This is a genomic window from Streptomyces sp. NPDC043176 (genome assembly GCF_056436715.1).
In genome coordinates, this window is sequence record NZ_JBWKCA010000018.1 from 36,903 (window position 1) to 51,393 (window position 14,491).

The window sequence follows — 14,491 nt, forward strand, 5'->3', positions numbered from 1 at the left end:
TCCCGGATGCGGTCCCGGTGGCCGGACACGACAATGGCCAGTGCCGGAAGAAACGTAGGAGGCGGCATGAACGCAGAGCCCGACAAGACGTCCCCGGGGGACTTCCCGACGCCCGACCGGCTGCTGCACGCCGGGTCGGAGGGCGAGTTCACGGCGGAGGACCTCGTCCTCGCCTCCGGCCGTGACGTGAATCCGAAGAGCCTCGCCTGGGCGGAACGCCGCATGGCGGAGAAGGGGCGCGCCTCCATGGACGAGCTCCTGCCCTAGGCCCGACGGCCGCAGGCCCCGTGCCTGTTCTCGATGTCCCGTGATCGCCCTCGGTCCCGGATCGGTCGCCCGATCCGGGCCCGAGGGCGTTCCCGCGTCTTCCCCCCCTCACGGCACCCCCTGGCGGGCTATGGCGATCGTTATATCGCGGTGCAGGTTCCCTCCATGACAGTCGTCATAGCCGCTGTCGTGGGGAGGGTCATGACCGTCATCACCGTGAACGGTCCGAAAGGCCGCCTGGGCCCCGAGCAGCGCCGCGAGCCGGCCGGGACCCTGACCGACGCCGTGCTCGTGCCCGAGGTCGGCCGGTTCGCCCCGGCCGCGCGCGTCGGGTTCCAGGTGCACTTCACCGAACGCGAGCCCGACGCGATGGCCCTCGGGGGCCGGCTCCTCGCGGACGCCGGAACGGAGGGCGGTCCGGGCGCCGACGCGACGGTCGACGCGATGGTCGTCGACGTGACGGTGAGGGACGGCGACTGGCGCCGCGAGGTGCGCGCCGAGGTCATCGAGCGCGTCCTCGCCGCGACGGCAGCCGCCTGCGGCATGGCGGAGCCGTCGCCGGCCTGGTGGGTGACCTTCCGTGTCGCCGACGAGGGCGGCTGGGGCTCGCGCGGCACGGTCCTGTCGGTCCTCTCCCTCCTCGACGGCGGAGTGTCCACCGAGGAGAAGGCGCGGCCGTCCGTGCGGCCGTGGGTGCTCCGCCGACCGCCCCGGACGGCGCCCTCGCGGAACCGGAGGCCGGCCCGGTCGCCCCCGCGCGGGGGCGACCGGGCCGGTGCGTGAGCCGGCCCAGGGCGCGCGGCGCACGGTCGAGTGGCGGAGGTGCCCGGTCCCCGGGTCGGGTCCGCCCCGCTTCCGGCCCGGCTCGGCGCTGCTCACCCGAAGGGCCCCAGGGGGTGCGCGACGGCCGTCGTCGTCCCGAGGCTTCCGCATTTGTGGAACACGTTCTACCGTGGCGGCCGTCGCGCGTCGCTTCACGCCCAGGCGCGCGGCGCACCGAGGACGGCGCAGGGCGCCGCCGCAGGACGCCGCCACGGGAGGCCCCCATGCACCTCGAGTACACGCCCGAGCAGAACCGTCTGCGCGCCGAACTCCGCGCGTACTTCGCCGAACTGGTCCCGGACGACGTCCACGCCCGGTACGGGGACCCGGCCGCCCAGAAGCGCTTCTACCGCGAGACCGTGCGCCGGCTCGGCACGGACGGGTGGCTCGGCGTGGGCTGGCCGACCGAGTACGGGGGCCGCGGCCTGACCCCGATGGAACAGTTCATCTTCTTCGACGAGGCGGCACAGGCCGGCGTGCCCCTGCCCCTCATGGCCCTGAACACGGTCGGACCGACGATCATGCGGTACGGCACCGACGAGCAGAAGGCGTACTTCCTGCCGCGGATCCTGTCCGGCGAGATCGACTTCGCCATCGGCTACAGCGAACCCGACGCGGGCACCGACCTCGCCGCCCTCAAGACCCGCGCGGTACGGGACGGCGACGAGACCACCGGCCACTACACCGTCAACGGCCAGAAGATCTGGACCACCAACGGCGACACCGCCGACTGGGTCTGGCTCGCGGTCCGCACCGACCCCGACGCCCCGCCCCACAAGGGCATCACCATGCTCCTCGTGCCGACCGACGACCCCGGCTACTCCTGCACCCTCATCAACACCCTGGCCTCGCACGACACCACCGCCGGCTACTACGACGACGTGCGCGTCCCCGCCTCGCGCCGCGTCGGCGACGAGAACAAGGGCTGGCGCCTCATCACCAACCAGCTCAACCACGAACGCGTCACCCTCGCCGCCCACGGCACCATGGCGATCCGAGCCCTCCACGACGTGCGGCGCTGGGCCGCCGCGACCCTCCTCGCCGACGGCCGCCGCGTCATCGACCTCCCCTGGGTCCGCCGCACCCTCGCCCGGACGCACACCCGTCTCGACGCGATGAAGCTCCTCAACTGGCAGATGGTCAGCGCCGTCCAGTCCGGCACCCTCACCCCCCAGGACGCCTCCGCCGTCAAGGTCTACGGCTCCGAGGCCCGCCGCGACGCCTACGCCGCCCTCATGGAGGTCGTCGCCGCCGCCGGAGCCCTCAAGGAGGGCTCCGCCGGCGCCGTCCTCCACGGCGAACTCGAACGGGGCTACCGCTCCGCCGTCATCTTCACCTTCGGCGGCGGCAACAACGAGATCCAGCGCGAGATCATCTCCTGGATCGGCCTCGGCATGCCCCGCGTCCGCCGGTAGGCGTCGGGTCAGCGGTACTCGCAGAGGTACGCGGTGTCGACCTCGACCCGGAGCTGGAACCGGCTGTCGCCGGGAACCTCGAAACGGGTGCCGGCGGCGAAGGTCTCCCAGTCCGCGGCGTCGGGCAGCCTGACCGTGAGGGCGCCGCTGACCACGTGCATGGTCTCCGGCGCCGCGGTGCCGAACTCGTAGGACCCGGGGGCCATGACGCCGATGGTGGCGGGGCCCTGCTCCTGGGTGAAGCCGATCGACTTGACCGTGCCGTCGAAGTACTCGTTGACCGTGAACATGGGCATCCTCGGGAGAAGCGGGAAGGGGGATGGGCAGGACGTCGCCGGCCGGCCACCGGAAGTCGACTTTAGCGACGGCGGTCCGCGTCGGCCGTGCTGCCCACGCCTCGGACAGGCCCCTCGACCCGCGCGCAGGCGGGCCGGTGGGAACCGGGCGGCCACTGCCCGGCGGGCGGGGCGCGGCGTAGCCTGAACGCCATGAGGCAGGACGGTGATCCAGGGCTCTTCGGGCCCCGCTCCGTGACGTGGCAGCTGCACTCCGATCCCGTGATGTGGATCGCCGGGGTCAGGGCGCTGTGGCTGCAGGCGCTGCACCCCGTCGCCGTCCGGGGTGTCATGATCAACAGCGGTTTCCGGGAGGACCCCTGGGGACGGCTGATGAGGACGGCGGCCTTCGTCGGCACGCTGAGCTACGGCGCCACCGAGGCGGCGGAGGCGGCCGGCGCCCGGGTCCGCCGGATCCACCGGCTGCTCGGCGTCGACGACCCCGAACTGCTGCTCTGGGTCCACTGCGCCGAGACCGAGTCGTACCTGTCGGTCGCGCGCCGCTCCGGCGTCCCGCTCACCGACGCGCAGGCCGACCGGTACGTGGCCGAGCACCGCACCTCGGCCCGGCTCGTCGGTCTCGACCCGGACGCCGTCCCCGCGTCCACCGGGCAACTCGCCGCGTACTTCGAGGCGGTGAGACCCAGGCTGGCCGCCGGACCGGACGCCCGGACCGTCGAGGAGTTCCTCCGCCGGCCGCCCGTGAAACCCGCCCTGGTCCCGGCGCGCGAGGTGATCTGGCGGCGCGTGACCGCGCTCGCGTACGACACCCTGCCCCCCTACGCCCACGCGCTCTACGGCCGTCCCGCACCGCCGGCCGAGACCGTCACCCGCCGGCTGACCGCCACGGCCGATCTCCTGCGCCGCGTCCCGGCCCGGCTGCGCTGGAGGCTGCCGCCCCGGCAGATCCTGCGCGCCCTCGAACGGCTCGGCCCGGAGACCCGGCCCGACCCGTACGCCCACCTCGGTCCGTAGGCCGGGCCCGACCGAACGCGCCTCGGCCCACCGGCGTGCGCCTTGGTCCACCGGCGCGCACTTCGGCATCCGCAGGAGGGGCCCGACCCGTCCGGGGGTCCCGGTCCGGTGCCCGGCTCGCACCCCCGCGCCCGCTCGGTCCGCAGACCCCGCTCGCGACCCGGACGGGGGCTCGTCGCCGACACGTACCCCGCCCCGTATTCACCGTCGGGCCCGGCGGCCATACTGGAGGAGCCGAGGAGGCAGTACGGAATCGACGGGGGCGACGGCAGACGATGGGGGACTCGGGACTGATCCAGGGCCGGTACCGCCTGCACGAGGTCATCGGCCGCGGAGGCATGGGCGAGGTCTGGCGCGCCACCGACGAGGCGCTCGGGCGCCGCGTCGCCGTGAAGTGCCTCAAGCCGCTCGGCCCGCAGCAGGACCCGCAGGTCCTCGCCGTGGTGCGGGAGCGCTTCCGGCGCGAGGCCCGGGTGGCCGCGGCGCTCCAGCACCGGGGCATCACCGTCGTGCACGACTTCGGCGAGGACGACGGCGTCCTCTTCCTGGTGATGGAGCTTCTGGAGGGGCGCAACCTCAGCCAGCTCCTCGCGGCCAACGCCCAGCAGCCGCTGCCCGTCCAGGACGTCGTCGAGATCGCCGACCAGGTCGCCGACGCCCTCGCCTACACGCACGGACAGGGGATCGTCCACCGCGACCTGAAGCCCGCGAACATCATGCGGCTGCGGGACGGCACGGTGAAGATCTGCGACTTCGGGATAGCGCGCCTGGGCGCCGACATGGGCTTCACCTCGAAGCTCACCGGCACCGGCATCGCCATGGGCACCCCCCACTACATGTCCCCCGAACAGATCGGCGGCAGCGAGGTCGACCACCGCAGCGACCTCTACTCGCTCGGCTGCGTGCTGTACGAGCTGGCGACCGGCGCCCCGCCCTTCGACCTCGGCGACTCCTGGGCCATCCTGATCGGCCACCGGGACACCGTGCCGCGTCCGCCGCGCGCCCTCCGCGCCGAACTCCCGCCCTTCTTCGACCACCTCGTCGTCCACCTGCTCGCCAAGGTCCCCGAGGAGCGGCCCTCCCACGCGGGCGACCTGCGCCGCCGCATCGCCGCGGGCCGCGTGTCGTCGGTCCTCGACCCCGGCGCCACGCCCCCTCCGCTCGGCCCGTGGCCCGGCGACACGGCTCCGTACCCGGTCCCGGGCCGACCGCCGACCGGCCCCGGCGCCACCGGCCACGCGCCCGCGCACGGACCCGGCCACGCGCCCGGTCCGGCGCCCCGCCCCCATTCCGTTCCCGCCCCGGGGCACGGACCCCAGCCCGCGCACGGACCCGGCAACGACCCGCAGTCCGTGCCCGGTCCCGCGCACGGACCCGGCAACGGCCCCCAGTCCGCGCCCGGTCCCGCGCCCGCGTGGGCACGGGGGATCGGCGGGGGACACCGGCCCGCCGACGCAGCCGGCGACGGCGCCGCGCCGCGACCCGTCGCCCACGACCCCGCCGCCGCCGTGCTCACCACCGAGTGGACCACCGCCGGCCACCCCCCGGACGGCCCCGCGTACCTGCCGGGCGTGCCCGCGCAGGCACCGGCCCCGTCGCCGCGGACGCCCGTCGGAGCTACTCCCGCCCCGCTCCCGCCGCGGGCCGGGACCCCCGCCGCGCGGTCGGCGGAGCTGATCGCGGTGCTCGCCGGCCGCTACCGCGCGGGGATGGGACTGGGCCGGCTCGGCCGCTGGGACGAGGCGGAGGCCGTCCACCGGTCCGTCGCCGAGGACCGCTCACGGACCCTCGGCGAGGACCACCCGGACACCCTGGCCAGCTCCTACGAGGTCGGGTTCGCCCTGGCCCGGCTCGACCGCCCGGCCGAGGCGCTGGGCGTCTTCGGACGGGTCGCCGAGGCGCGAGCCCGGGTCCTCGGCGAGGACCACGCGGACACCCTGGCGGCGCGACAGGAACGGGCGTACGCGCTCGGCCGCCTCGGCCGGCACACCGAGGCGTACGAGCTGTACGCCGAGGTGCTCGCGGCCCGTGAGCGGACCGTGGGCCCGGACCACCCCGACACCCTGCGCTGCCGCCACAACCTGGCGTTCACCCTCGGCCGCCTGGGGCGGCTGGAGGAGGCGTACCGCACGGCGCACGAGGTCGCGGAGGCGCGGGCCCGGCTGCTCGGCGAGGACCACCCCGACACCCTGGTGACCCGGCACGAAGTGGCGTACACACTGGGGAGGATGGGGCGCGGGCAGGAGGCGCTCACCGAGTACCGCGCGGTGGCCGACGGCCGCGCCGCCGCGCTCGGCCCCGACCACCCCGACACGCTCGCCGCCCGCTACGAGACCGGGATCTGCCTCGGTCGCCTCGGCCAGGCCGCTGACGCCCTCGACGTCTGCCGTGACCTGGTCGCCGCCCGTACCCGTGCGCAGGGCGCCGACGCCCCCGAGACCCTGCGCGTGCGCCACGCCCTCGCCGTCAACCTCGGCCGGCTCGGCCGCTGGACGGAGGCGCTCGCCGCGTCCGGGAGCGTGCACGCCGACCGGGCGCGGGTCCTGGGCGAGGAGCACCCGGACACCCTGCTCAGCCGCCGCGAGGCCGCCGTCGCCCTCGGGCGGCTGGGCCGCTGGGACGAGGCCCTGGACGCACACCGCGCGGTAGCCGCCGCCCGGACCCGGCTCCTCGGTCCCGCCCACCCCGACACCCTCGCCGCCCTCGACGACGAGGCGCGGTGCCTGGAGCGCCTCGGCCGCCACGCCGAGGCCGCCGCCCTCCACCTGCGAGCCGCCACCCCGCCCTCGACCTGACCGACGGGCCTCGGACGCGGGCGGGCCCGAGGAAACCCGCCACGCCGCCGACGCGCACTTCCCCGGCCGTCGTGCCCGTGTGAGCATGAGCCATGACCGCCCACGACGCGCCGCACGGCGCCCCGCCCGCATCCGGTTCGTACGACGCCGTCATCGTCGGCGCGGGCCACAACGGCCTGGTCGCGGCCGCCTATCTGGCCCGCGCCGGGAAGAGCGTGCTGGTCCTGGAGCGTCTCGGCTCCACGGGTGGGGCCGCCGTGTCGACGCGGCCGTTCGCCGGGGTCGACGCCCGGCTGTCGCGGTACTCGTATCTCGTCTCGCTGCTGCCGGGGAAGATCGTGCGGGAACTCGGACTGCGGTTCGCGGTGCGGAAGCGCTCGGTGTCCTCGTACACCCCGAAGGGCGACGGCGGTCTTCTCGTCGGCGGCGGGGCGGACCGGACGCGTGCCTCGTTCGCCGCGCTCACCGGCTCCGACCGGGAGTACGAGGCCTGGGAGGCGTTCTACGCCCGTACGGCCCGTGCCGCCCGCCGCATCTTCCCCACCCTCACCGAGCCCCTCCCGACCCGCGCCGCGCTGCGTGCCCGCGTCGACGACGCCGACACCTGGCGGATGCTGTTCGAGGAGCCGATCGGCGTCGCCGTGGAACGGGAGTTCGCCGACGACCTGGTGCGCGGAGTCGTCCTCACCGACGCCCTGATCGGCACGTTCGCCGACGCCCACGACGCGGCACTGCCGCAGAACCGCTGCTTCCTCTACCACGTCATCGGCGGCGGCACCGGCGACTGGGACGTGCCCGTCGGGGGCATGGGCGCGCTCACCGACGCCCTCGCCGAAGCGGCGCGCGGCGCCGGGGCCCGGATCGTCACCGGCCACGAGGCGACCCGGATCGAGACCGACGGGCGCCGCGCCGCGGTCACGTACCGCACCGCAGAGGGCGAGGGCACGGTGGAGGCGGAACACGTCCTGGTCAACGCCTCCCCGCAGGAGCTGGCGGCCCTGCTCGGCGAGACGCCCCCACCCGCCCCGGAAGGCGCCCAGCTCAAGGTCAACATGCTGCTGACCCGGCTGCCGAGGCTGCGCGACCGGTCCGTCGACCCCCGGGAGGCGTTCGCCGGCACCTTCCACATCGCCGAGGGATACGGCCAGTTGGCCGCCGCGCACGCAGAGGCGGCCGCCGGACGGCTGCCGGCCGCGCCGCCCTCGGAGATCTACTGCCACTCCCTCACCGACCCGACGATCCTGAGCCCCGAACTCGCCGCCCGGGGCCACCAGACCCTCACCCTCTTCGGTCTGCACACCCCGGCCCGGCTCTTCACCGCCGACAACGAGGGCGCGCGTGCGTCGCTCCTCAAGGCGACCCTCGACCAGCTCGACGCCCACCTCGACGAGCCGATCGCCGACTGCCTCGCCCTCGACGCGGAGGGCCGCCCCTGCATCGAGGCGAAGACCCCGCTCGACCTCGAACGCGAACTGCGCCTGCCCGGCGGCCACATCTTCCACCGCGACCTGTCGTTCCCGTACGCGCAGGACGGCACCGGCCGCTGGGGCGTCGAGACCCGCCACGCCAACCTGCTGCTGTGCGGGGCGGGCGCGGTCCGGGGCGGCGGAGTGAGCGGCATCCCCGGCCACAACGCGGCGATGGCGGTGCTCGGACGGTGACGCGTGGCGGCCTGCCACCGGGAGTGTGAAGCTGATCTGCGAGCGCGCTTAAGAAATCCTCGATGGACCGGGAGCGCGACGTACGGAAGATTCTCTTCCGGGGATCATGGGCGCGCAGTCGTGCCCGCACCCCCACATCACAGGACACGCACGTCGGGAGCCGTTGCATTGAAGGCGCTGGTCAAGCTGAAGGCGGAGCCGGGACTCTGGCTCACGGACGTGCCCGAGCCGGAGACGGGTCCCGGCGACGTCCTCATCAAGGTGAGGCGGACCGGTATCTGCGGCACCGACCTGCACATCCGCTCCTGGGACGGCTGGGCGCAGAAGACGATCGCCACGCCGCTGACGATCGGCCACGAGTTCGTCGGCGAGGTCGTCTCCGTCGGCCGTGACGTCACCGACATCGCCGTCGGCGACCTGGTCAGCGGCGAGGGCCACCTGGTCTGCGGCAAGTGCCGCAACTGCCTGGCCGGCCGCCGCCACCTCTGCCGCGCCACCGTCGGCCTCGGCGTCGGCCGTGACGGCGCCTTCGCCGAGTACGTGGCGCTGCCCGCCACCAACGTCTGGGTGCACCGCGTCCCCGTCGACCTCGACGTCGCCGCGATCTTCGACCCGTTCGGCAACGCCGTGCACACGGCACTCTCCTTCCCGCTGGTCGGCGAGGACGTCCTGGTCACCGGCGCCGGCCCGATCGGCATCATGGCCGCCGCCGTCGCCAAGCACGCCGGCGCCCGCAGCGTCGTGATCACCGACGTCAGCGAGGAGCGCCTGGCCCTGGCGCGCAAGACGGGCGTCACGCTCGCCCTCAACGTCGCCGAGCAGACCGTCGCCGACGGCCAGCGCACCCTCGGGCTCAAGGAGGGATTCGACGTCGGCCTGGAGATGTCGGGCAACCCGCACGCCATGCGCGACATGGTCGCCAACATGACCAACGGCGGGAAGATCGCCATGCTCGGCCTGCCGAGCGAGGACTTCGCCGTCGACTGGGCGAAGATCGTCACGTCCATGATCACGATCAAGGGCATCTACGGCCGCGAGATGTTCGAGACCTGGTACGCCATGTCGGTGCTCCTGGAGGCGGGTCTCGACCTCTCCCCCGTCATCACCGGCCGGTACGCCCACACCGACTTCGAGGCCGCCTTCGACGACGCGGCCTCCGGCAAGAGCGGCAAGATCATCCTCGACTGGACTGCGGGAGCCTGACCCATGTTCGATTCCGTACGCGACGACATCCGTGCCACCCTCGAAGAGATCCGGCAGGCCGGGCTCCACAAGCCCGAGCGGGTCATCGGCACCCCCCAGTCGGCCACCGTCGCCGTCACCGCGGGCGGCCGCCCCGGCGAGGTGCTGAACTTCTGCGCCAACAACTACCTCGGCCTCGCCGACCACCCCGACGTGGTCGCCGCCGCCCACGAGGCGCTCGACCGCTGGGGCTACGGCATGGCGTCCGTCCGCTTCATCTGCGGCACGCAGGAGGTGCACAAGGAGCTGGAGGCGCGCCTGTCCTCCTTCCTCGGCCAGGAGGACACGATCCTCTACTCCTCCTGCTTCGACGCCAACGGCGGAGTCTTCGAGACGATCCTCGGCCCGGAGGACGCGGTCATCTCCGACGCCCTCAACCACGCGTCGATCATCGACGGCATCCGCCTGTCCAAGGCCCGCCGTTTCCGCTACGCCAACCGCGACATGGCCGACCTGGAGCAGCAGCTGAAGGAGGCCACCGAGGGCGGCGCCCGGCGCAAGCTGATCGTCACCGACGGCGTGTTCTCCATGGACGGGTACGTCGCCCCGCTCGCCGACATCTGCGACCTGGCCGAGCGCTACGACGCCATGGTCATGGTCGACGACTCGCACGCCGTCGGCTTCGTCGGCCCCGGCGGACGCGGCACCCCGGAACTGCACGGCGTCATGGACCGCGTCGACATCATCACCGGCACCCTCGGCAAGGCCCTCGGCGGCGCCTCCGGCGGCTACGTCGCGGCCCGCGCCGAGATCGTCGCCCTGCTGCGCCAGCGCTCGCGCCCGTACCTCTTCTCGAACACCCTCGCCCCGGTCATCGCCGCCGCCTCCCTCAAGGTCCTCGACCTCCTGGAGTCCGCCGGCGACCTGCGCGAGCGGCTCAACGCCAACACGGCGCTCTTCCGCTCCCGCATGACCGAGGAGGGCTTCGACATCCTCCCCGGCGACCACGCCATCGCCCCCGTCATGATCGGTGACGCCGCCGTCGCCGGCCGGATGGCCGAGCTGCTCCTGGAGCGCGGCGTGTACGTGATCGGCTTCTCGTACCCGGTCGTGCCGCAGGGTCAGGCCCGCATCCGCGTGCAGCTCTCCGCCGCCCACTCCACCGAGGACGTGAACCGGGCCGTCGACGCCTTCGTCGAGGCCCGCGCCGCCCTCGGCGCCTGACGGCGCCGCCCCGGGGTCCTGGCGGTCTGAGCAGGGCCCCGGTACTGCGAGACTAGGAGCATGATCGAAGCGCGGCGGTTGCACATCCTCCGTGCGGTGGCCGACCACCGCACGGTCACGGCGGCGGCCGCCGCGCTCTATCTCACCCCTTCCGCCGTCTCCCAGCAGCTCGCCGCCCTGGAGCAGGAGACCGGTCACCGCCTGGTGGACCGCAGCGCCCGCGGCGCGCGCCTCACCCCGGCCGGCGAGATCCTGCTCAGCCACGCCAACGCCGTCCTGGCCCAGCTGGAGCAGGCCGAGTCCGAGCTCGCCGCCTACGGTTCGGGCGAGGCCGGCACGGTCACCGTCGCCGCGTTCGCCACCGGCATCGGCCTCGTGGTGGCCCCGGCCATCAGGGCGCTGGCCGGCTCCGCCCCCGGCATCCGGGTGCGGGTGCGGGACGCCGAGGGCGACGAGAGCCTGATGATGGTCCTCGACCGGCAGGTCGACGTGGCCGTCGCGGTCGAGTACCGGGGCGCCCCGGCCGAGGACGACGCCCGGCTCACCCGCGTCCCGCTCTACGCCGAGCCCTTCGACGCCGTCCTGCCGCCCGGCCACCGGCTGGTGGCCGCGGAGCGGGTCGCGCTCGGCGATCTCGCCAAGGACGCCTGGATCGGCCAGTCCGTCGGCAACCCCTGCCGCGACGTGACCGTCCTGGCCTGTGAGTACGCCGGCTTCGCCCCCCGCCTCGAGCACGCCTCCGACGACTTCCGGGCCGTCGTCGCCCTCGGGGCGGCCGGCGCCGGCGTCGCGCTGGTGCCGCGCTCCGCCCTGCGCGGCATGGAACTCACCGGCGTGGAGGTCCGCCCGGTCGACGGCGTCGCACCGACCCGCCGCGTGTTCGCCGCCGTCCGGCGCGGCGCCGAGGAGCACCCCTTGATCAGCCCGGTCCTCGCGGCGCTCGGCGACGCGGCCGGTCCCTGAGACTCCTCCGGGGGTGCGGGCATGCTTCGGTCGAGGGCGGACTTCCGGACGATCGACCCTCCGCTCAGGTGCTCCAACCTCGAACATTTCTCGGATTTTCGCAGGTAGGGCGGTCGTGCAAGCTTGTACGGCCCGGCGGTCGCGTCCGCCGGACCGCCGTCGGACCGCGGTCCGCACCCCCTCCCAGCTCCCCGAACGACCAGTCGGTCGGCCCTGTGGCGTGGACGCGGCCGGAAAACGGCGACGGATGTGCGATCACCCTGCGCGTCGACAAGACTCCTCTCCGCAGCCGATCGGCTCGCACACCCCCTTGATCTCACGCGAAGGGACACCCCCGTGCGTTACTTCCGTACCCTCGGCGTCACCACGCTCGCCACGGCCACCGGCCTCGCCCTCATCGGCACCGCCTGCACCGGCGCGGCCGAGGCCTCACCCGCGTCCCTCTACGCCCCCTCGGCGCTCGTCCTCGCCGTCGGTGAGGGGGACAGCCCCGACACGGCCACGATCGTCCGCGCCGTCACCCTGAACTGCGCCCCCACTCCCGGCGGAACCCACCCCGACCCCGCGTCCGCGTGCGCCGAACTCGCCGCGACCGAGGGCGACCTGGGCGCCCTGACGGCCTTGGCGGCCGACCGCCCCTGTACGCGCGAGTGGGCCCCGGTCACGGTCACCGGCGACGGCGTCTGGCAGGGCCGCCGGGTCTCCTGGTCGGAGACCTACGGCAACGCCTGCGAGCTGCGCGCCCGCACGGCGGCGGTGGCGGCCCTCACCTTCTGACGGGCGCGGCGCGCGGCCCTGCCGTCCCCGAACGGTACGGCCGGCCCGGAACGGCCGGGGCCCGGCGGAGGCCCCGGCCGCGCCTTCCGCCGGGCCCGCCGCCCGAGTCCGAAGCACCGCGTGCCCGCCTCAGTCCGCCGAGCGTTCCCACCCCCTCGCCTCGATCCGCGCGCGGTCGGCGGGCCGTGCCTCGTCGAACAGGGGTCGTCCCGCCGCGTCGAGGAGGCGCAGCCCGTCCACGTAGACCCCGCGCCCCACGTAGCGCCCGTCCGTGGTGGAGCGCCAGCGCAGCGGGCCGGGCGCGTGGGGGAGGGGTGCGGACACGGTGTGCCAGCGGCGGCCGGACCAGCCGTCGACGGATCCCGTCGGGTGCGGGAGGTGGCCGTCGGTGGTGAAGGGCACGGGTCGCCAGGTGCCGCCGCCGTCGGGCGAGACCTCCAGGGCGACACGGTCGGCGCCCGGCTCGGTGTCCCACCACAGCGCGCACTCCAGGCGTACGGCTCCGGTGGTCCGAGGCAGCGTGAGGGTCGCGGTCGTGCCGTTCGTCATGCCGGTGAACCAGGAGGCCCGGCCCCGGGCCGGGCGCACCGGGACGGCGCGGGCCAGGGCGTCGGCCGCGGCGACGCGGGGCGCGGAGCCGGAACGCCACGAGCGCACCGGGTGGACCGAGTTGCCGAGGACGACGAGGAACGCGTCGGTGGTCGGGTCGAGGACGAGGCTGGTGCCGGTGAAGCCGGTGTGCCCGGCCGTGCGCGGGGTGGCCATCGCCCCCATGTACCAGTGCTGGTAGAGCTCGAAGCCGAGCCCGTGCTCGTCGCCGGGGAAGGCGGTGTTGAAGTCGGTGAACATCAGCTCCACGGAGGCGGGGGAGAGGATGCGGGCGCTGCCGTACGCCCCGCCGTTGAGGAGGGTGCGGGCCAGGATCGCGAGGTCCCAGGCGCGGGAGAAGATCCCGGCGTGGCCGGCGACCCCGCCGAGGGCATGGGCGTTCTCGTCGTGGACCTCGCCGTGGACCATGCCCCGGTCGAGCCCGGACCAGGGCGGGCGGGCGTCCTCGGTGGCGGCGATCTCGGGCCGCCACGAGAGCGGCGGGTTGAAACGCGTGCGGTGCATCCCGAGCGGAGCGGTGATCTCGTCGTGGAGCAGCGTATCCAGACCGCGAGCGGTGATCTCCTCCAGGATCAGCTGGAGCGAGATCAGGTTCAGGTCGGAGTAGAGGTACGCCGACCCCGGCGGGCTCGCCGGCCGCTCGTTCCAGATCAGCCGCAGCTTCCCCTCCCGCGTCGGCTCCCGGTAGAGCGGGATCCACGACCGGAACCCCGACGTGTGGGTGAGCAGCTGACGGACCGTGACGTCCTGCTTGCCGCCGCCCCCGAACTCCGGCAGGTACGCGGTGACCCGCGCCTCCAGGTCCAGCGCGCCGCGCTCGATCTGCTGCACCGCCAGGATCGAGGTGAACAGCTTGGAGACCGACGCCAGGTCGAAGACGGTGTCCTCGGTCATCGGGATCCGCCGGTCGGGCGGCAGCTCGACGCCGGTGTCGGTCTTCTCGTCGTAGGACGCGTACCGCACCGCCGAACCGATCGCCCGGTGCAGGGCGACGGTCCCGCCGCGCCCGGCGAGCAGGACGGCCCCCGCGTACCAGGGGTGCGTGGGGGAGGGCGACAGGAAGCGCTCGGCCCCGGCGACCAGCGCGTCCAGGTGCGGCGCGAGCAGCCCGGCGCGCCCGGCCGAGCCGCGCCGGAGCGTGGTCCGCCGCACGGCCCCGGCCCGGGCCGCGTCCGAGGCCGGTCCTCCGGCTCCGCCCGCGGCCCCGTCCGGAGGCACGCCCGGGGCTCCCGGCCCCGCGCCGCCCCGCTCCGGGGAGGCCGCGGCCCCCGGCACCGCACCGATCATCAGGGCACCTCCGAGGACGGCCGCCCCGGCGCCGAACGCGCGCCGGCTCAGGCCTCTGCTCTTCGTCTCGTCGTCCGTCATGCCCACCCTCTCCCACGGGGGGCCGGGGCGAAACCGCGGCGTGCCGCCCGCAAAGAATCTGACGAGGCATCAGAAAAGGTCTTCCCTCCGCCGCGAGG

The 14,491-nt window shown here is 74.6% G+C and carries 12 protein-coding genes; 10 read left to right on the forward strand and 2 right to left on the reverse strand.

Annotated features, from left to right (window positions below):
• Window positions 1-66 precede the first annotated feature (66 nt).
• The 3 genes from AC067A_RS26400 (at window position 67) to AC067A_RS26410 (ending at window position 2,504) form a co-directional block, all read left to right on the forward strand.
• Entirely contained in the window at window positions 67-267 is a 201-nt protein-coding gene (locus AC067A_RS26400; RefSeq protein WP_367827336.1) for a hypothetical protein, read from the forward strand.
• 165 nt (window positions 268-432) lie between these two features.
• Window positions 433-1,050 carry a tautomerase enzyme gene (locus AC067A_RS26405; protein WP_479244972.1) on the forward strand — a complete coding sequence of 206 codons (618 nt, stop codon included), beginning with the start codon at window positions 433-435 and terminating at the stop codon, window positions 1,048-1,050.
• Window positions 1,051-1,313: 263 nt separating this feature from the next.
• A complete protein-coding gene (locus tag AC067A_RS26410) occupies window positions 1,314-2,504 on the forward strand; it encodes an acyl-CoA dehydrogenase family protein (RefSeq protein ID WP_479244973.1) in 1,191 nt (396 codons plus the stop codon).
• Window positions 2,505-2,512: 8 nt separating this feature from the next.
• On the opposite strand, the gene ppnP is transcribed toward AC067A_RS26410, so the two are convergent.
• Entirely contained in the window at window positions 2,513-2,794 is a 282-nt protein-coding gene (gene ppnP / locus AC067A_RS26415; protein ID WP_479244974.1) for a pyrimidine/purine nucleoside phosphorylase, read from the reverse strand.
• A 198-nt stretch (window positions 2,795-2,992) separates the two neighbouring features.
• On the opposite strand from ppnP, the gene AC067A_RS26420 reads away from it, so the two are divergent.
• The 7 genes from AC067A_RS26420 to AC067A_RS26450 all read left to right on the forward strand — a co-directional run bounded on the left by AC067A_RS26420 (window position 2,993) and on the right by AC067A_RS26450 (window position 12,416).
• A complete protein-coding gene (locus AC067A_RS26420; protein WP_479244975.1) occupies window positions 2,993-3,814 on the forward strand; it encodes an oxygenase MpaB family protein in 822 nt (273 codons plus the stop codon).
• Window positions 3,815-4,089: 275 nt separating this feature from the next.
• Complete coding sequence (locus AC067A_RS26425) at window positions 4,090-6,609, forward strand: serine/threonine-protein kinase (RefSeq protein ID WP_479244976.1); 2,520 nt, start codon at window positions 4,090-4,092, stop codon at window positions 6,607-6,609.
• Between the two features lie 92 nt (window positions 6,610-6,701).
• Entirely contained in the window at window positions 6,702-8,270 is a 1,569-nt protein-coding gene (locus tag AC067A_RS26430) for a phytoene desaturase family protein (protein ID WP_479244977.1), read from the forward strand.
• A gap of 168 nt (window positions 8,271-8,438) precedes the next feature.
• Entirely contained in the window at window positions 8,439-9,473 is a 1,035-nt protein-coding gene (gene tdh, locus AC067A_RS26435; RefSeq protein WP_479244978.1) for an L-threonine 3-dehydrogenase, read from the forward strand.
• A 3-nt stretch (window positions 9,474-9,476) separates the two neighbouring features.
• Window positions 9,477-10,676, forward strand: coding sequence for a glycine C-acetyltransferase (locus AC067A_RS26440; protein WP_479244979.1), 1,200 nt, complete (start codon window positions 9,477-9,479; stop codon window positions 10,674-10,676).
• 60 nt (window positions 10,677-10,736) lie between these two features.
• The gene (locus tag AC067A_RS26445) at window positions 10,737-11,639 is read left to right on the forward strand and encodes a LysR family transcriptional regulator (RefSeq protein ID WP_479244980.1); all 903 of its coding nucleotides are present in this window, start codon (window positions 10,737-10,739) and stop codon (window positions 11,637-11,639) included.
• Window positions 11,640-11,975: 336 nt separating this feature from the next.
• On the forward strand, window positions 11,976-12,416 hold the full coding sequence (locus tag AC067A_RS26450; RefSeq protein ID WP_479244981.1) for a subtilase-type protease inhibitor: 441 nt from the start codon (window positions 11,976-11,978) through the stop codon (window positions 12,414-12,416).
• A gap of 129 nt (window positions 12,417-12,545) precedes the next feature.
• On the opposite strand, the gene AC067A_RS26455 is transcribed toward AC067A_RS26450, so the two are convergent.
• Entirely contained in the window at window positions 12,546-14,393 is a 1,848-nt protein-coding gene (locus AC067A_RS26455) for a serine hydrolase domain-containing protein (protein ID WP_479244982.1), read from the reverse strand.
• Between the last annotated feature and the right edge of the window lie 98 nt (window positions 14,394-14,491).

Excerpts from the sequence above, each read along its gene's own strand:
- AC067A_RS26455 (WP_479244982.1), bottom strand. The coding sequence starts at position 14,393 with ATGACGGACGACGAGACGAAGAGCAGAGGCCTGAGCCGGCGCGCGTTC.
- AC067A_RS26400 (WP_367827336.1), top strand. The coding sequence starts at position 67 with ATGAACGCAGAGCCCGACAAGACGTCCCCGGGGGACTTCCCGACGCCC.
- AC067A_RS26440 (WP_479244979.1), top strand. The coding sequence starts at position 9,477 with ATGTTCGATTCCGTACGCGACGACATCCGTGCCACCCTCGAAGAGATC.
- AC067A_RS26430 (WP_479244977.1), top strand. The coding sequence starts at position 6,702 with ATGACCGCCCACGACGCGCCGCACGGCGCCCCGCCCGCATCCGGTTCG.
- AC067A_RS26445 (WP_479244980.1), top strand. The coding sequence starts at position 10,737 with ATGATCGAAGCGCGGCGGTTGCACATCCTCCGTGCGGTGGCCGACCAC.
- AC067A_RS26420 (WP_479244975.1), top strand. The coding sequence starts at position 2,993 with ATGAGGCAGGACGGTGATCCAGGGCTCTTCGGGCCCCGCTCCGTGACG.
- ppnP (WP_479244974.1), bottom strand. The coding sequence starts at position 2,794 with ATGTTCACGGTCAACGAGTACTTCGACGGCACGGTCAAGTCGATCGGC.
- AC067A_RS26405 (WP_479244972.1), top strand. The coding sequence starts at position 433 with ATGACAGTCGTCATAGCCGCTGTCGTGGGGAGGGTCATGACCGTCATC.
- AC067A_RS26410 (WP_479244973.1), top strand. The coding sequence starts at position 1,314 with ATGCACCTCGAGTACACGCCCGAGCAGAACCGTCTGCGCGCCGAACTC.
- AC067A_RS26425 (WP_479244976.1), top strand. The coding sequence starts at position 4,090 with ATGGGGGACTCGGGACTGATCCAGGGCCGGTACCGCCTGCACGAGGTC.